Annotated in this window: 12 protein-coding genes; all 12 read right to left on the bottom strand. The window is 61.1% G+C overall.

The genetic code is table 11. The features are described from left to right. Positions 1–54 precede the first annotated feature (54 nt). The 12 genes from HZB60_09320 to HZB60_09265 all read right to left on the bottom strand — a co-directional run bounded on the left by HZB60_09320 (position 55) and on the right by HZB60_09265 (position 18,738). Entirely contained in the window at positions 55–1,755 is a 1,701-nt protein-coding gene (locus tag HZB60_09320; protein MBI5059960.1) for a right-handed parallel beta-helix repeat-containing protein, read from the bottom strand. Between the two features lie 94 nt (positions 1,756–1,849). Further along, positions 1,850–2,284 carry a hypothetical protein gene (locus tag HZB60_09315; protein ID MBI5059959.1) on the bottom strand — a complete coding sequence of 145 codons (435 nt, stop codon included), beginning with the start codon at positions 2,282–2,284 and terminating at the stop codon, positions 1,850–1,852. Next, positions 2,250–3,962: a right-handed parallel beta-helix repeat-containing protein gene (locus HZB60_09310; protein ID MBI5059958.1), complete on the bottom strand. Its 1,713-nt coding sequence runs from the start codon at positions 3,960–3,962 to the stop codon at positions 2,250–2,252. Before HZB60_09310 ends, HZB60_09315 begins: the two co-directional genes overlap by 35 nt. Before the next feature lie 23 nt (positions 3,963–3,985). Then, positions 3,986–4,261, bottom strand: coding sequence for a DUF721 domain-containing protein (locus tag HZB60_09305; GenBank protein MBI5059957.1), 276 nt, complete (start codon positions 4,259–4,261; stop codon positions 3,986–3,988). A gap of 23 nt (positions 4,262–4,284) precedes the next feature. Then, on the bottom strand, positions 4,285–5,466 hold the full coding sequence (locus HZB60_09300) for a hypothetical protein (GenBank protein MBI5059956.1): 1,182 nt from the start codon (positions 5,464–5,466) through the stop codon (positions 4,285–4,287). A gap of 353 nt (positions 5,467–5,819) precedes the next feature. Continuing rightward, positions 5,820–7,421, bottom strand: a complete 1,602-nt coding sequence (locus HZB60_09295; protein MBI5059955.1) for a tetratricopeptide repeat protein — start codon at positions 7,419–7,421, stop codon at positions 5,820–5,822. A gap of 177 nt (positions 7,422–7,598) precedes the next feature. After that, positions 7,599–8,717 (bottom strand): DNA polymerase III subunit beta, encoded by a 1,119-nt coding sequence (gene dnaN, locus HZB60_09290; protein MBI5059954.1) that lies wholly within the window; start codon positions 8,715–8,717, stop codon positions 7,599–7,601. 144 nt (positions 8,718–8,861) lie between these two features. Continuing rightward, positions 8,862–9,815, bottom strand: coding sequence for a hypothetical protein (locus tag HZB60_09285; protein MBI5059953.1), 954 nt, complete (start codon positions 9,813–9,815; stop codon positions 8,862–8,864). 298 nt (positions 9,816–10,113) lie between these two features. Next, positions 10,114–12,867 (bottom strand): DUF2961 domain-containing protein, encoded by a 2,754-nt coding sequence (locus tag HZB60_09280; protein MBI5059952.1) that lies wholly within the window; start codon positions 12,865–12,867, stop codon positions 10,114–10,116. 714 nt (positions 12,868–13,581) lie between these two features. Continuing rightward, a complete protein-coding gene (gene dnaA, locus HZB60_09275) occupies positions 13,582–15,096 on the bottom strand; it encodes a chromosomal replication initiator protein DnaA (protein MBI5059951.1) in 1,515 nt (504 codons plus the stop codon). Positions 15,097–15,658: 562 nt separating this feature from the next. Then, on the bottom strand, positions 15,659–18,277 hold the full coding sequence (locus HZB60_09270) for a hypothetical protein (GenBank protein ID MBI5059950.1): 2,619 nt from the start codon (positions 18,275–18,277) through the stop codon (positions 15,659–15,661). Between the two features lie 2 nt (positions 18,278–18,279). Further along, positions 18,280–18,738: a hypothetical protein gene (locus HZB60_09265; protein MBI5059949.1), complete on the bottom strand. Its 459-nt coding sequence runs from the start codon at positions 18,736–18,738 to the stop codon at positions 18,280–18,282. Positions 18,739–18,926 lie beyond the last annotated feature (188 nt).

The following is an 18,926-nucleotide window of genomic DNA, read 5'->3' as shown; positions in this document are numbered from 1 at the left end:
AAGTGGGATCTTGCCCACGGTTGAGTTTAGTCGATAGGGGGTCTTCGTCGTTTGTTACTTCAACAGCAGCATCTTCTTTGTTTCTTGCGCGCCGTCCGTTTCGAGCCGATAGAAGTACAGCCCGGAGGCCAGTTCGTGGCCGTCGAATTGCAGTCCGTGCGTTCCAGCAGCGAGCGTTTCGTCAACCAGTACGGCCACTTCGCTTCCCAACACATCAAATACCTGCAGGCGAACCGCTGCGACCTGCTCCAGTTGAAACTCGATCCGGGTGCCTGCGTTGAACGGATTCGGGTAATTCTGCGCCAGCCAGAACGCGCGCGCTACCGGAGCGCCCGCCCGCGCGTCGTTCGGTTGATGGAAATAGAACGCGCCGATATCGGCCACCGTCGAATCCGGATCGCGCGACAGTACCGGCGGCGGATTCCCCGCATCAATCAGCGGCGAGGTCGCGGTCGGCTGGAAGTCGCCCTGCTCGGCATCGACAAACAGCGGATCAAGAAAGATGTTGTGGCGACTGTCACAGGAGTCGCCGTTGGCATTGACGCGGTCGAGCAATCCCAGCAAGGTATCAACGCTGTCGCCCGCAAAGTTGCCCTCGGTGTTTCCGAAGAAGGCGCAATACGAAAGCCGTTGAGGAGCGGGCGGGTTGTAAAGCGCGGCGCCGTCCGAATTGAAGGCGAAGACGCAGGCTCGCAGCCGCGGGGTAGAGAAGGGGCTGACATAGATTCCGCTGCCCTCGATCGCCGCCTGATTCCCGACAATCGTGCAGCGCTCCAACGTGGGATCATATCCGCCGGACGAGACAAACAGCCCGCCACCTTGACCGCCTTGATTGTCGGTGATCAGGCAGTTCGTGAGGATCAGATGGCTGGCCACCCACAAACCGCCACCTTGCTCAAACGGTCCGACGTGATTGGCGCGCACGGTGCAGCGCCTGAATTCGCACGTTCCCCCGAACGTCGCTGCGATTCCTCCACCACTACCACCACAGCTGTTCTCGTACACATCGCAGTCTTCAAAATAGGCTTCCCCGTCTTCGGCCCAAATTCCACCGCCGTAGTCCGTGGCGTAGTTGGAATCAAATTCGCAGCGGCGGACGAACATCCCCGGGCAGTCGAAGATATCCAGCGCGCCTCCGCGCTGGCCCTGGTTCCGGGTGAAGCGACAGTCTTCCATCACGCTCGGCTCGGCGCAGCGGAAGAGTTGCAGCGCGCCGCCATTCACCTCGCAGCGGTTTCGCTCGAACAGACAGGCCCGGATCTCTGTCCACGAATTCCACACCGCCAGTGCCCCGCCCTCGTAGCTGCCTTCATTGTCACGGAACGTGCAGTGCTCGAAGCCGGCGCGGCCGATATTCACGTGCATCGGTGCGGCGCGCGCGCCCGCGCTGTCGCTACGCGCGAATTCGAATACGCAGTAAACGAATCGGCAGGTATCCAGATTGTTCTCGATCCGGATTCCCGCCCATCGTTCCGGATTTGCCGTCGTATCAGCGGTGAAACGAATCGGATTCTGTTCCGTGCCTGTCGCGGTCAGCACCGTCCCCGCGGCCACCGCGAGCCGGTAGTAGCCCGCAAACAGAACGGTCACTCCGGATTCAATCGTCAGTGCCGCATCGCTCGTAATCGTGAGATCGTTTTGCACGACATACGGGCTTCCCGCGGCTGTCCAAATCCCCGCCACTTCCGGTCCCGCCACAAACGTGGTATCCGCCCTCGCCATCGAACACACCAACAGCAGCAACCCCAGAGTCATTCGTCCCATCACACACCCCCATGTGTTTCATAGATGATACCGCCATGTCCTAAATGCCTGCCAACAAATTCGGCAGTTTCGGTGTTTCAGCCATTCACGGCCTGATCTCCATCGTCTCCGGCCCCAGCACCGGCCCTTCCGTGATCGCGCTGAGGCGGACGGTGCGGCGGGGAATCGCGATCCCGCGTTTCTTTTCGGTGACGACGATGGAGTCCGCCTGTTCCACGCACTGCGTGGTCGTGTCGTGCGCCATCAAGGTCAGGCACAGCTTATCGACCTTCACGCGCTGCTTGCCCTTCACGTCGCTCGTGGTGTACGCGCGACCCGTGGAGCGCTGCCAGAACCAGCCGTAGCTCGTCTCGGCGGTAACGTGCAGATAAACCCGCGTGGAATCGCCGGTCAGCGCGACAGTTGTACGCGTGATGTCGGTCTGCGTTTCGTCCGCTGTGAGCATGGCGGCGAACAACAGTATCGGTAGCGCCAGCAGGAGCAACTTACTTGAGCAGCAGGAGTTTTTGCGTGTGGCCACGGTCTTGGGTCTTGAGTTGACAGAAATAGACTCCGGACGCCTCGGCGGCGGCGTTCCAGCGAATCACATGACCTCCGGCGGCCGCCTGCCCGTCAAACAGCGTCGTCACCATTCGGCCGGTCAGGTCAAATACGGTAATCGTCACACGTTCCGCCCGCGCCAGCTCGAACGGAATCGTGGTCGTCGCGTTAAACGGATTCGGGTAGTTCTGGCCGAGCGCGAATTCAGGTACGGGCCGACCGGGTTCATCCGCCCGGACCGTGTGGTGGTAATAGAATGCGCCGATATCCGCGAACGTCGAATCGGGATCGCGGGGTAACGAGTGCTGTCCCGCGTCGATGCACGGCGAATCCTCGCTGAGCCGGTAGTCGCCGCCTTCCAGATCCAGCAAGCCGGGATCCTGATACAGGTTGTACAGCACATCGCACGAGTCCCGGTTGTCATTGACACGGCTGACAACGCCGAGTGCATCGGGGTCGGGGTTTTGCGCGAAGTTGCCATCCGGATTCTCGAAGAAGCAGTTGTAGAACACGCCGCATCGATTCCAAATAGCAGATGGCGGGTTCGCCACCGCCGCCGCGCCGGTATTACGAGCGATCACACACGATGTCAGCACGGTATAATCCGGGTAGGCCATCTCGATCGCGCTCCCGGAAGCCGTAACGGAGTTTTCAACGATGGTAGTGCGCGAAATCGTGAGCACCGGATAGTAAGTCGTGGCCAGTCCGCCCCCGACAGCGGCCGAGTTCCCGGCGATGATGCAATGATCGATCTGGACCTCACCGTAGGAAACATACACACCCCCGCCGTCCTGCTCGCTGTGGTTGCCCGAGATCAGGCAGTTGGTGATGCGCGCGTTACTGCTCCCGACATAGATCCCGCCGCCAGGGCTCGCGCTGTGATTGTCGCGGATCGTGCACGAGTCGATCAGCGCGTCGGCCTCGCCCACACTGATTCCCTCTCCATCATTGTCTTCAATCACGCACCGCCTGACCGTCGCCATCGTTCCGCTGCCGATGCAGATTCCCCCGGCGAAGTGCTCGCCGCCCCAGTAACGCGATTCGCGAATCACGCAGTCTTCGACGGTTGCCACGCATTCATTGCCGAACCACAGTGTACCGCCGATTGGCCAGTTGGCTTCAAACCGGCAGGACCGGAGTTCCACATCACAGCCGATGAACGCCGCAATCCCCCCGATCCCGCTCTGGTCCACATAATCGGTCACACAATTGCTAAATTCACTGTGTTCCAGCCTGACGCGGCAGCCTGTCGCCTTCATGGGTGTCCCGGTCCCGCGCGAGAGACTCATCCGACAATACGCGAATTCGAGCGTCGCGTCCGGCGCGCTGGTGATTCCCCGCCACCACGGCGCGGATCCCGGGCCGTTGGTGAAGACCACCGAATCGGTCGCGGTACCCGTCGCGATCAATGCCCCGCCCGTAACCACTTCGACCCATCCATAATCGAGGAACAGGACTTGGACCCCGGCCTCGATGCGCAAGGTATCCAACTGCGCGACGCTAATCCCTCCTGACACCAGGTACGGACTCCCGTTCGCGGTCCACGTCCCGGAGACATCCCCCGCCGCCACCCACGTCGTATCCGCGAGGCTGGGCTCCGCCAGTGCGACCATGAACAACACGACGAGGGTGCATGCGATGATTTGGGTGGTTTTCACGTTTCAAGTTTCACGTTTCAAGTTTACCTCAAAAACACTTCCCTTACGGCATCCTTGCCCAGCACTTCGTTGACGCGTTCGATGATCTCCGGCTTCAGGAATTGCAGTTCGGTGCGCCAGGTGTCATGATCGCATTCGATGGTCAGTCGGCCGCGCTCGATCCTCGCGGGTCTGGTGTGCAAGGCATTGACCGGACCGACGATGGCTTCCCATTGCGTGGCGACGCGCGCGGACAGCACGTGCCCCTGCCAGCCCTTGCGCTGCAGGATCCGCGTAATCAGATCGCCAATGGGAGTCATCCGCTCGGTTCGTCGCATGTGGCTTACGGCGTGTGCTTGAGCGCGCGTGACAGCTCCGGCAGCAGGTGCTCTTCAAGCCGTTGCTTCAGTTGGTCCTGATGCGCCCCCTCGAACTCCACCAGTCGGCACGCGATCTTGTTCGCCGTCAGCAATCTTGCAAACTCGCGGCAGCCCGGCGGAATCCACGCGTGTTCATCACGGGTTCCGACATCAATCACCACGGCGTTGAGCTTCAGCAGATTCGATTTGTAGTCTCTGACTTTGCCCGCCAGGTCGCCGAATCCGGATTCCCAGCGCGCCCATACCACCGGATCGAGCGCGACGGTCCCCTGGACCGCATGATACGGATACTCGAAGAACGGTGGTTTGCCGTCAGTTCGGGGCGCAAACGTGATTCCATAGGCGATCGCGAAGACTCCGGTCAAGTCCGCGGCGTTCAGCATCCCGTTGACTCTCGACATCAGCAGGAGTTTAGCTTCCTGCTCCGGCAGCCGGGACAACGTGTCCATCAGCGCCAGCGTCCTCTCGATTCGCACCGGATCAGCAAACATGTCATGCTGCTTCAAACCATCGGGGGCGGCGAGTCCGGGCGACAGGGCATAGACGGCGCCGAACACATCCGGGTGACGCATTGCCAGGAAGAGCGCGCCGAACCCGCCCATCGAATGTCCCGAGATCCCCCGCGCTGCCGGAGCGGGCAGGGTTCGGTAGTGCGCGTCCACATAGGAGACGACGTCGCGCACGATGAACGACTCCCAGTCTCCTGCGAGCGGTGAGTTGACATAGAAACTACCCTGCAGGAAGTCGCTGCCGTTCGGAATGACGACAATCATCTCGTTCACGCTCCCCGCGCCGATCAGCTGATCCATCATCGGCTGGAGCGAGAATCCGTACACGCCCCACAGCGTGTAGTAGTGAACCAGATCGCCGAAACCCGGGAGAAAGTACACGACCGGGTAGCTGCGGGATGACGAGCGGTACGACGGCGGCAGATACACCGACACCGGTTGCTCGTCGGGAATCGCGAACGCATTATGTCGCAGCGATGGTGCCGGCACGGAAACCGCATGCAGTTCGCCGCCGGGCGGCGCTGGCGTGGTAGCGACCGCGTCGGGTGTTTGCCCGCGGACGGTTCCGGGTCCGGCCGGGCAAACGAGTCCGAGCCAACATACCGCAAGTACGATTACGAAAAGAATTCGTTGCATGTTCTTTTCTCCCCCTCGCTCACGGGGACAGAGGTGGTTCGGCGGAAGCGTAATCCGATTCCGTCCGGGTTGCGCCGACTTAACCGGGCCCGGCGGCGTATGGCCAGGCCACGCCACCCAGCCCGTTGCGCTGAAAACTGGGCGTCCTGAAATCCACAACGATGTGGGCGGGCTAAACCAAGTTAATATACGAAATTCGCCTCTGAATTCCAAAAAAAAGACCGCCCGAAGGCGGTCTTTAAGTATATATCCTGTTTGCGGTTACAAACGTTTTTGCGCTGTCGTGTATTTTCCGGGTCTGGGTCCTGATTTGACCTCGGAAGGCCTCGATAATCCGTCAGCGCCGCAAGGACTCAGGTCCGTACGGGTTGGTCTTTTTCTGCGAAAGCGGCTGTGCGTCTGAGCGCTTCCGCGACATCCGGCCGCGCCAAATAGAAGTTTAGGTTATTCAACATTTTAGGAACACTCGCTCGCTCAAACGATTCCCGTGCTTTGGCCAGATCTCCGCTCTTCTCATAGGCCAACCCGAGATAGTACAGGTTGAATGCATCGAGGGGACTCGACTGCGCCAGTTCCGTGACCGCCTGGGCATAGTGTCCGTCGTGGTACTCGACCAGTCCCGTGCAGAAATGCGACAGTTCGCGGAAATACGGATCGCTCAAGGTCGCGACCAATTGCGATAACTTGTCGGCATAGTGCCGGGCGGCAGCCACGTCACCCGAGACCGCTTCGTAGATACACCCGTTGACGGCAGCCTGCACGGCCTCCTGCCGTCGCCGGATCGCGGCCGGAAAGCCCGCGGCGTCACATTCCCGCTTCTGTTCCTGAAAAACCTGCTTGGCGTCGGCAAACTGACGGCGAACCAGTAACATTCGGCCCAGCATGTTCAGGTTCTGGACCGTCTCATAGGGCGATTGCGCCGCCCGCGAATACTCGACCTGCTCGCGCATCAGTTTGAGCGCCTGCTCATGATCGCCGCGGTCGTAGCAGCAAAACACCTTCGCGAGCTTCAGCAGCCCCCATGCTTCGGCGGCCAGCGAATCATCTCCCGCTCGCACCAGATAGGGCACCGCTTCGTCGTGCCGGCCGAGCATCATCAGGTTCGTGGCCGCGCCCACCCGCGCGTTGACGAAGCCCGGGTCCAGCGCCAGCGCCTGTTTGTAGTTATCCAGCGATTCTGCGTACCGGCCCTGCGTCAACAGGAATTCCGCGAACGAATCCCGTGGATTCGCCTCGCCCGGCAAGATCTCCGTCTGCCGCTTGAAGGCCTGCTCCGCGGCCTTCATGTCGCCCTTGCGCACGCAGTAATAGCCGAGCATGTTATACGCTGCGGGGCAGGCCGGCTTCAGGGCGATCGCCCGCTGATATTCGGCAATGGCCTCGTCGTATTGCTGCGCCTCGGCATAGCAGTCGCCGAGCAAGCGGTGCGCTCGTTCATCCTTCGGATAGTGGGCCGCCAGGGTCGAGCACGCCTCGAACTGCGCGCGCCTGTCCGCGTTCAGCTGCGCCTGCAGGCTGAGGATCCACAGCCGTTCGCCGTCGGAAACCTTGTTGATGCGTTTGGTGGCCTGGCCCACGAGGTCCGAAGAGACTTTGTTTCCGGCGAAGGCGTCGATCCGGATTCCGAAGCCGGAACGGGCGGGCTTGCTGCGTTCTTCGGGACGGGACATCGTCTCGGCCTGCGAGGCGACCTCGACCATCTCCCCGGCATTCGGCTGCACCATGGACAGTCCGGCATAGGCCATGGCAAAGTCCGAGTCGATCATCGCCGCGGCCGCGAATTCGGCCCGCGCCGCGTCGCGTTTGGCGCACTCGGCATATTCCATGCCCTTCAGAAAGTGCTGTTTGGCCTCGGCGGAATTGGTGGTCAGTGGAATCGTATCCGACCGCATTCTGGCACAGCCAAGGGCCAGCAACACACCCAGCAGCATCAGACTCAAAATACGACTATTCATGGCGGATTTACGCCCTCCTGATCGACTGAACTTCACGGGTTCTGTTACTTAGACTCGGGAATCGATGAAAGGGATTCCGGGATAGTCAACCAACTTGGTGACTTTTGAGAGCACACGAGGCGGGTGCCGCACACCCGCCCCGCTTCCTGCATCCGCTTTCGAACGAGTCCCTGCCGGTCAGTTCAAGCGAACCGGCATGATCAGCATGAGCAGGTTTTCATCTTTTTCCTGTTCGGCGGGAGTGACGATTCCGGCGGAGGTCGGTCCGCCTAATTTCATCACGACTTCGCCGGTGGGAATCTGTTTCAGCATGTCCATCACGTAGGCCGCGTTGTAGCCGACTTCCATCGGGTCGCCGTCATAGCTGCACGGCACCGACTCTTCGCCTTCGTTGCCCTGCTCCGCGTCTTCGACGTGAATCTGAATCTTCTCGCTGTCTAACTTGAGCCGGATCTGCCGCGAAATTTCGTTGGACACGATCGCCGCGCGGCGTACGGCCCCGCCCAATTCGTCCGCGCCCACGGTCAGCGTGTTGTTGTTGCCCTGCGGAATCACCGCTTCGTAGTTGGGATAGCGGCCTTCGATCAGCTTGGAGATCAGCGTAGTATGGCCGACGCGGAAGCCGATCTGATTGCCCGCGAACACGACCTCAACTTCGCCTTCGCGTTCGCAGACACGCTGCACGCTCTGCATCGCTTTCTTGGGCACGATCGCGGTCTTTTCGTCGCCCGCATAGGTGGTGTTGAGCGCGCTCACCTTGACCAGCCGGTGCCCGTCGGTGGAGACCAGCCGCAGTTCGCCCGCCACCGCCTGCACATAGACGCCGGTGAGTTGCGGCCGCAGTTCATCCTGCGAGACGGCGAAGATCGCTTTTTCGATCATGCGCTTCAGCCGCATGCGGTCAAACTTGAAGACCGGCAACGCTTCCAGCGTGGGGATCTTCGGGTAGTTGGCCACGTTTTCGGTGGCGAGCTGATAGAGCTTGCCGCCGGCGTCGCGCACATTCAGTCGATCGCTGTCCTTGGTTTCGACGTTCATCAGGCCGTCGCCGCCCCAGCCGCGCACGAGGTCGAGCAGCTTGCGCGCGGGCAGCAATGCTGTGCCGTCGCGTTCACCTTTGACTTCGAGCTTGGTCTCCATCGAGACTTCGAGGTCCGTCGCGGACAGCGTCAGCTCGTTCTTGTCGAGTTTTGCCAGAATATGCGTGAGCACCGGCATCGGACTTTTGGCCGGAACCACGCCCGCCACGGTCGAGAGGGCGGACAGCAATGCGCTTTGAGAAGCCGAGAACTTCATGAACACCTCAGTATGATCAAACGACAAATTACAAACATCGGACTCTCCCCCCACATCCTGTGGGGGGATCAAGGGGGGAATCCTCGCGGCGGCATGTCTCTTTCGCAGTGGACATGCCCCGCTCGGAACCGGCTTCATCCCTCTCTACTCCGGCCTCCACCGATACGTAAACCCGGTCACATGCTTACTCTGAATCCAGTACGCCTTCACCGGTTTGATTTCGGTCAGCGACCCGCGCCACGCTCCCGCCTCCGTGTTGTAGTACATATACCCCGCGCCCTGCTCAATCACTTTGTCCGACGTGCTGATGGTGCCGCCCAGAAACCCGGCGTCCAAGAGCGTCGCCCCGACCTGTTCACGCGGTAGATTCCGCACCGTCGCCCACGAATACGGCGTATACGAGTTCGGATTCACTACCGAGCTGTCCACCACTAGCGCCGAGCACGGATGCATCACGCCAGCCAACACCAACCGCGGCGGAAACTGCCACCAGGCCTGGTACCAGTAAGCGCATGACCCCCGCATCACCGGCGGGGTCTCCAGCGAACCCGCCCACACACAGTTCGAATACTCACTCCGATAGGAGAAGCCCCCGCCCTGTCGAATCACGCGATCGGCCGTGACTAGGTTGCCGCACGCGGGTTGTTCATCCAGAATGTCTGAAGGTCTGAACGACCGCGTGCACCAAATCGGTTCGTTCGCCTCGGTCAAGTCGAGAAACTCGAATCCCGGCAGCCCGAACGAATAGTAACCGGACATCGGCATGTCGAAAGTGAAATACCCCACCGTGTCCGACCGCGCCAGCAAAACGTACGTCCCATCGTACTTCAGCGCTTCAACTCGATAAAACCGCGACGAATGCCCCTTGTCTTCGTCCGCGTACATCCGCTCGCCGCCCCCGCCGATCACGAGGTAGTCATCATCGGCACGCTCCCCCGCATACACCCAATATTCCGTGGCATCGGCAATCTCGACCCAGCGCAGAACCAGCGAGTCGCCGTTTCCCGTCGCATAGATCGTCAACTGCAGCGGATCATCCGCCCATGCCGTCATGCCAAAGAACAGCACCGCCACGATCGCCCACCACACGGAGTTCATACAGCCCTCCTGTGTAATTTCTCCGAGCGCACTCAGTGCGCCATTACGATCACCCCCAGCAGGGTCTTCAGACCCTGCCGGAACCGGGTTTGGCCCCTGCGGTCTTTTCTGTCATTCTGGACACCGCAACGCGGGCGTCCAGAACCTCTCCGAGAGTTTCCGGACCTTCGCGGACGAAGTCCGGAATGACACACACCTTCCCCGCCGCGGCGGGTTAGCGCACACTCCTTCCGAAACCTAAACACCTGACCCGCGCGTTACCCGCCCGGAATCGGTTCCGGAATTCCGTCCCCCATCCCTATCGGAGCAGCATCGCCTTCCGGACAATCTGCGTCTGCGGCGCCTCCAGGCGAACGAAATACAACCCGCTCGCGAGTGCCGACGCATCCCACGTCAGCGTGTATTCGCCGGGATGATAGTGACGATCCGCGAGCAGTTCGACTTGCCGCCCGAGCAGATCATAGACCACGATTCGCACGTCACTCGCACGCGGCACCGTGAAGCTGAATTGCGTGGACGGATTGAACGGATTCGGGTAATTCTGTTCGAGCGTGAACCGCCCCGGCAGCTCGGCCGGACGCTCGCGTGCGTCCTGCGGAAATTCGGAGCCGATCGCAAACTGGTCGAACCAGGTTTCCCACGCCGTCGCCGCGTCGTTCCGGCCGGTGACCTTCACGGTCAGCGTATGCGGGCCGCGTCCGATCACGCGCCACTGTCCCCACACCGTATCCGTGCGCGCAATGCGCCAACCGTTGTCCAGCCGGTAGGTATCAAACGACACCACATCCAGCACGCCGTCGATCAGCGTCTGCACGATCGTCGCCCCCGTGGTTGCGGCGAAGAAGTAGCACGTCCGGTAATTGCCGCTGTCGGGAAACGTGAAGGCCAGGCTGAGCGAGTCGCCGATTCCCGTACCGCGCAGCCAGCGCACCACGTTGCGACCCCACGGGTAGCTCTGCCCGGCCGGCGTCCAGGTGGGCGCGAAGCGGTCGCTGTACGTGCTCCCCCGCCAGGCCGTCGTGACCAAATCCTCCGCTTCATAGCGAATCAGCTGATAGTGCTTCAGCGCGTGATCCGCCACGGCATTGTTCTCGCTGCGGAGTACCAATTCGCCCACCGGAAGTCCGGCCGGAATCACCACCCGGCCTTCCAGCCTGCCCGTGAGATCGGCGATCACGCTGGGATCAACCCACGCGAAAGTGTGCGAAGCCTGTTGGATCGTCGCCGACTGCCCCGCCGGGATTCCGTGCAGGGAGACGCTCAGCGTATCCGCCATGAACACCAGTGAATCCGCATCCATTCGCTCGGGCCGGAACGTGAACAGCGGCGTCGAGCTGACCCGCCAGTCGGCGGCGGCGGTCTCGGTTCCATTGGCAAACCTGACGGTCAGCGCTGCCGTACCGTCCAAGCCCACCGGCGAAATCACGGTGAAATCAATCACGCCGCTCGCGCGTACTTCCGTGTCACCGTTGGTCAGCACCAGATCAGTTCCGCCCCACGTCGCGCCCTCCAGCCAGCTCTGCGGCGCCAACCCGTAACCCACGAACCGCAATGGCTCGCCGGGATAGCTCTGACCATCGCCGCTCACGTCGCTCACGGCCCAGCGCGGCAGCGGCGCATAGTAGAAGGCCGTCGTCTGATAATTCGCGGGCACTTCACGGTACCCGCCGCACTCCAGCGTCATGCGCAAACCGTCCGCGAACGGCACCGGATCGGCCACGTGCCAGCGATACGCCGCCGCCTGGCCACCGCCCAGATACAGACACCCGTGCGCAGTAAGCTGATGGGGATCGACCTGTCCCTGCAAGTTCGTCCACAAGTAACCGCCGTTGAAATAGCCCTCGATGCCGGTGCCGCGCCACTGCGGAGAGTTGGCACCGTTCAGGTAGATCGCTTCGTCACCCTCTATCGTCCGGTGATCGGTCCCTATCATCTGCCAGAACATGCCGACGAAGTTCCCCGCGCCGCGTTGATTGAGCACTTCGTACAGCCGGAACGCCGGATTCGACGCGGCCTGCTGATAGAAGCTCTGCAAGCGGAATGGCTTGACTTCACTTTCCGCGCGCGCCACGACTTCGAGCACCGCCGTCACCGCCTGGGTAGTGGCGGTGCGATTCTCGGCTTCCACGCGCAGCGATTGTTTGAACGGCAGCGGCAGATTCAGATAGAGCGTATCTCCGCTCATCCCGCTGACCGCGGACTGAAACGGTCGCCAGCCGCTCGCGGCACCAAACAGCGAATTGACCGGGCCGTTCAGAACCGGCAGCGGGTAGTCGTCGCTATACACCCGGATCCACAGACTGTCATGCAACGCTGCCGTGTGCTCCCCGAGCAGCAACATGACCCGTCGGCAGGTTCCGTTGCCGGTGTATCCGACCATCGTATCGGTAACCGCGGGGCTGACATTTCGTGTGCCCGCGATCACCTGCACCGCTCCACCCAACTCGGGCGGCTGAGCGGGATTGGCAAACCGCTCCTGCAAGCTGTCCAGCCGCGCCAGATAGTCCGCGCTGGGCGGATTCGTCAGCGAAGTGATCGGCGTGCCGTTCACATAGCGCAGGACTTCCAGCTGGTAGTAGATCCCGCCGTGCATGTGCGATGTAATCTTCAGCCGCCCGGCAAACGGAATCGGAACATACGAATACCGCGAGTAATTCACCGTGTCGCAAAGTGGCGGAGTAAACGGAAGGTGATGACCGAATAACTCGTGAATCGGCAAATCAAACAGCGGCACGGTCCCATTATCAACGTAGATCTTCCAGCGCATCGTGTCCGGAATCGACCGCTGCGTACACCACATGTGCGTCAAGACCCCTGGACCCGTAACATCGCACATCACGCGAAAGCCGTCCGGATCGATGGACAGAAAGTTCGCGTAGTCGTCGTTCCCCCCATTCCGGTCATAACTTGAGAACTGGCTGACCTCGGCGTGCAGTGTGTCCGCCAGCTCCTCTGGATGCAACAAAAACCCCCAGTACGGATCCTGCGACCGGACCGAACCCGCACTACCCAACAGAATAACCACAAGCGTAACCACAAAATAGTGCCGCATGCGCTTCGCCCCCCTCCCGTATGGGGAACGCCGAAGGTTCTTCGAGCTTCAGCTCTTACTCTGCAATCTCTCAATATACTCAGAAACTCGCAGAGTTAGAAGAGCCTGTGGATAGCGGGAAAAGTCAAGTAAACTATATAATCTAATTACGTTTACATCTTCAATGACCAGTTGATAACTACCCAAATACCTCTCGACTTTCCGTTCCCGCGGTGGAACCACCTGACCCACGCCAACTCTGTCCACCGTTATCGACCCCCTATCCACACCGCCACCGCACCGTTTCAACACCCGAGTGGATAGCTCTGTGAATTAGACTTTTTGCCCAAGAGCCCCCGTAGCAGGACGCGAGCTTCGCCAGCCCGGGCATCCATTGTCGCTCGCGGCGGCACATCTCTTGAGCATTGATATCATTGCAGGCGGCGGCACATCTCTTCAGCATTGATGTGCCCCGCATTCATAGCGTCATCCGGGCTTGTTGCCGAAATCGGAATCCGCCGAGCGGGGACTGTGTCCCCGCCGGAATTGACGGCAGTCAAACTCAGTTGTGCTTCAATCGGCATCCAATGCCCCAGATTCCGTCCGCACGGGGACGCACGGCTCGGCGAGCGCCTTTCAGCAACAAGCCCATCCAGCCGTGCGCGAGCTTCAGACCCCGACCGGAGTCGGGAGACTCCGCCGGAATCGGAAACCGGCCTTCAGCTCAGCAGTGTCTCACCCTCGTCTTCCCATCAGCGTCAGCAGCGAGAGCCGTTGCAGCAGCGCATCCATGGCCGCCTTCACTTCCGGATCGTGGGCCTGTTTGCGTCCGTCGATCGTATCGCGGGCATGAATGACCGTGGAGTGATCGCGGCCCCCGATGAGCTGACCAATAGCCTTGAGCGAGAGCGGCGTCAGCTCGGCAATCAGCGAGATCGCCATCATCCGGGCAAACACCAGCTCCTTCTTGCGCGACGGCCCTTTGAGCGCCTCGATACTCATGCGGAAGTGCTCGGAAACCACTTCGAGAATCTTCTCCGCCGGTGGTCGTCCGCCAGCCTGCCCGGTCCGCGCGCGAATGATATCCCGGACCAGCTCCATCGTCGGCGGGATTCGCGAGAGCTGACAGCGTGCCGCCAGCGTCACATAGACCCCCTCCAATTCTCGCACATTCTGCGTCACGTGCGTCGCAATCAGGTCGGCGGTCTCTTTGGTCAACGGGAACTCGTCCTGCTCCGCGCGGCTCAGGAGAATCGCCACCCGCGTTTCGTAATCCGGCGGATCAATGTTAGTGACCAGTCCCGAATCAAAGCGCGAGATCAGGCGTTGGTCAAATCCCGCCAACTCGGCCAGCGGCCGGTCACAAGTCAGTGCAATTCGCTTCCCCGCTTGATAGAGCGTGTTAAACGCATGAAAAAATTCTACTTGCGTGCGCTCTTTCGCTGCGAAGAACTGAATATCATCGACCAGAAGCAGGTCGATCGTACGGTAGCGCGATGCGAATTCAGTCGTGTTACTCGTTCGCACCGAATGAATGAACTCTTGGGTAAAGCGTTCGGACGTCACATACAGCACCCGCTGCCGACGGCTGCGCTGTTCGAGCTTGTTGCCGATCGCCTGCAACAGGTGCGTCTTTCCCAGCCCCGTTCCGCCATAGAGTAAGAGCGGATTCCACGGGCACTTACGTGCGAAATCCGCCATCGCCATGCACGCCGCCCGCGCAAACGAGTTGGAGTCCCCCTCGACGAAATTCTCGAAGGTGTAACGCGGATTCAGCTGCGAAACCGTTCCTTCCCCTCCGCTGACGGTGGGGTGCGAGGGGGTCTCATCGGCACTCAGCCCACGCGTCCCGCGCGCGGCGATGCCATGAGTCTCCCCTCCGTTCACCGGGGAGCAGGAGGGGGTCTCCGTTGCATCGGTCACCCCAACCTCGCCCGTTTCGGCCCTCGGATTTTCGATTTTCGATTTTGGATTTTCGTCCCTGGCCCGCGCGACGACCTCCAGCTTCACGCGCACGTCTCCGCCGCAATGATCGCGTAAACAGTGCTCAAGGGCGGGCAAGTAGTGTCCCTCGATCCATTCGCGGTGGAACTGAGTCGGTGCACCGAGGTGCAACAGGTTGTTAACGAAGCGAAGTACCGTGACAGGCTGAATCCAGGTGGTGAAGCTCTGCTCGGGGATCTGCGGGCGGAACAGCGCGCACGTTCCCTGCCACAGCGCTTCGGCTGCGGAGACGTCGGAGTGGGACATGAAGGTGGGTATATCTTAAATCCGAAGAATCGGAGATTCGGAACCGTATAGGCAGCCGCCCCAAACGAGACGAACAGCGGGGTAATTCGGGCTTTTTGCCTGTCCGGATTTCCGCCTTTCCGCCTCTTCTTGCGCGGGTTCATAATATAACACCTGCGCTCTCGTAGTCAACTCATAATTTCTCAGATTATCTCACCTTGCTTTTCGTTACGAGCTTGTAATTTTTAGCTCTGCTTACCCACATCGCGCTCCTGCCACCTCGCCGCAGAGGCGAGGCAGATCGCGGCCATCGTGGCACGTTCATATGTTCATCTACAGAGGCAGAATCTGCGCTGTACAGAGTGTGCCGCCCGGCGGCGGCAGGTTGCAATGGATCGTACGTGAAAAGCGCAGGCCGAACCCTTTCGGATCCGGCCTGTGTTGTGCGCCACAGCGTCTAAGCCCGTTTCATCCCTCGACTCTCATCCCTCATCCCTGCTGCGCCGCTCCCGCCGAGCCGACCTTCGCTCACTCCCTGCTGAACTTACACGTCCGCAGCGGAGATCTCGCGGTCCGTCGGGACTCAGCGCGGCTCGGTTGACAGGGCCGTCACGACGTAGTACCGGAACGGCAGAGACGGCTGGATTGCGGCGGCATCCACGTACTGCGTGTCCGCCACCGTAGCGATGACATGGGTGAAGTCCACTGGAAAATCATAGGTATCACCGCGATAGACCCGGTAAGCAACCGCACCCGGAGCCGTCCGCCACCTCAGGGCCATGCTGGAGGGAGCCGTCCGCGGCATCAGAATCAGACCTTCTACGGTCGCCGGCGGCGCGCACGGCGCCCCGGTCACGCTCAGATGGTAATCCCCGGCCAGCGCCTGATTTCCGCCCACCAGCAGGTAGTACTGCTCCTCGATCTGCGTGGTGAACTCCACCTGACTGCCGAAGCCGCCGCAGCTGCCATCGCCGGTGTTGCAGGCCACTACGGTGTCGCCGGGACAGGCTCCGCCGGCGCGGACCATGATCTGGGTATCGAAATCCAATCCGCAAAGCGCCGCGGTAATTTGCTGACAACCGGACACCGCCAGCGTATAGACCACATTGCGATAGGCACTGTCCGTTCCGCAGCGGTGCGGATACAGGCCTGTGGCCGCGCACAGCGTACTGCCGTCCGCTTCGTACGGCAGGCTCATGATCCATGCATACGGGCAACTCGAGTTGCCGTTCAGCGACGTCGCCTGCACGTTGAGCACGTAGTTGCCAAACGCCTCGTCGTTGGTCCCCCCCACCGCGAGCCAATAGGTTCCGCTATGGCGGACGAACGACAGCTCGCTCTGCAGTCCGCAGCTATTGTCGTTGCCATAAAAGGTCGTGCCGGGGCAATTCACGCCCTCCCGCGCACTGAGGTAGGTGTCGTAGGTCGATCCGCACAGTGAGGCCGTAATCCGGGAGCACGACGGCAGGCTGAACTGATAGATCACTTCGCGCCCGTCGTCATGGGTGTTGGCCATGTAGTTGTCCGTCGCGCAGGCGGTGCTGCCGTAGTCGGTGTATGGAAACGCCGGAATCACCGTCGCCGGGCAGGCATCGTTCGGCGGCGACTGCGCCGTCGTCCGCGTTACGCTCAGTTCGTAATCGCCGGTGGATGCACCGGCCGCGGCATTGCCCGCCACGAGCAGGTAGTACGGCACATTCGGCGCGGCCATGAACGTCAAGACCCCGCGCGCGGCGATCAGGCACGACGCATCGTCACAATCCACCGCGACGTCGCCCGGACAAGGCCCGCCCGCCCGCACATAGATCTGCGCATCAAAGTAGGTCCCCATGCACAGCGACGCCGTGACCTGCGCATAGCAAGCGCCCGTATCGAAATAGCTGAACACGACATCGTGCGTGCCGGGGACCGCGCAGCTCACCCCGTAGTCCGTCAGCGCGTTGGCGTTGTTGCCGCTATACTCAAACGGAAACGTCGTGATTGCCGCGCCGGGACAAGCGTCGTTTTCGGGTCGCGGCATGGTCACGTCGAGCACATACGTCCCGATCCCGTTCGTCTGCCCGACACCGTCCACCAGCAGATAGTAATCGGTCCCCGCCGTCACCGGAAACGTCACCTGACTCCGCAGCCCGCAGTAATCATCGTTGCACACCACCGCCGTCGTTCCCGGGCACTCACCGCCCGACCGCACGACCATCATGGTGTTGTAATCCGATCCGCACAGCGACGCGGTCACGTCGCCCGCCTCGGATAGATTCAGCGTATAGACCACCTCCCGATGGTCCGCCACCGGGCAGGCGTACGCATAGTCATTCGTCGCGCACCCGGTATTGCCGGTATCGTTGAACGGCAGCGTCGAGATCAGCGTCCCCGGACAAACATCGTTGGGCGGTGTCGCGAGCGGCGTCCCGCTGATGTTGATGACATAGTTCCCCGTTTGACTCACCCCATCCACGGTGATGAAATAGTGGTAATCGGCGCGCGCGACGAACGTGGCCTGACTCTGCAACCCGCAGTAATCATCGTTACATACCGTCGGATAGGAGCCGGGACACGGGGCCATCGAGCGCACGATGAGTTGCGTGTCGAAACTTGAGCCGCACAGCGACACCGTGACCTCGTAGCACTCTGCCAAGGTGAGTTCATAGACCACCTCGTTCGTGTTGGGATCACCGGCCTCGCAGCTGAGGTCGATGTCGTCCTCGGCGACGACCGTACTTCCCGCATCGGAGTACGGCAACTGGGTGATCAGCGTGCCCGGGCAGTCGTCATTCGGCGGCGCCTCGACGCCGGAGACCACCAGCTCATACGCGCCCCAGGCCGGAGCCACCCCTCCCCCCACGATCAGATAGTAGGTTCCCCCCGCCTGCGCCAGGAACGTCGCGGTCCCGCGCTGGAAGTCCGCTCCGCAATCGTTGTAGCTGCACGCCGCCAAGAAGATCCCCGGGCAAGTGGGGCCGGCGAACACGAAAAGCTGCGCATTGAACAACGTTCCCGCGCACAGCGAGGCCGTCACCTGTGTCAGCACGGGAACACTGAGCGTGAACACGACATCGTGGACGCTGGACGGACCCCCGGAACATTGCAGGTCGTAGTCCGTTCCGGCGTACAACGTATTCCCCGTGTACGTGTAGGGCAGCGCGGGAATGGCGAAGCCGGGGCAAGCATTGTTGCCCGGTACACCCGGGCTGGCTCCCGTCACCCTCAGCCGGTAGTCGCCGAACGGCTCGCGGTCGTCATCCCTCCGACGACAAGGTAGTAATTGATGCCCGCATTGGCCGTGAACGTCGCGATCCCGCGATTAAGACCCGCGCCGCAGGCATCGCTGCTGCACACCACTTGCAGCATGCCGGGGCACGCGCCCCCCGTGCGGACAAAGATTGCCGCGTCGAAGTTGGTGCCATCGCAGAGTGACGCTGTGACCAGGGTCGTGGTGGTGAGGTTCAGCGTGAACACCACATCACTCGAGGTGGAAGACACGGGCGGGCAGGCGTACCCCCAATCCGTGTTGGCCGTCCAAGTTTGCCCTTCATACACATAGGGCAGCGCCAGAATCTGGAAATTGCCGGAGCAGTTGTCATTGCCGGGCGGCTGTGCGAAGCCCGGCGAAATAGCGACCCACAAAGTAAGGCAACAAATGACTCGACAGATCTTGTCCATCATGTCCTCCGGCACATAGGTGCGGCATGTAGGTGCATCGGCACGGGCGCAACAGAAGTTCGGTACACGGTGACGCCCTTCATGTCAAGATACAGAGGTGCTCACCGACAAACAACGTCTTTCCGCGGACTCGCCGCGTGTCGCGCGGCCATGACCGAACCTGAACACAGCGGCAAAGTCAACACAATCAG

It is taken from the genome of candidate division KSB1 bacterium, assembly GCA_016214895.1.
Taxonomy (GTDB): Bacteria; Electryoneota; RPQS01; order RPQS01; family RPQS01; genus JACRMR01.
The sequence above is the reverse complement of the archived record's forward strand: the minus strand, read 5'-3'. Positions and strand labels throughout refer to the sequence as shown.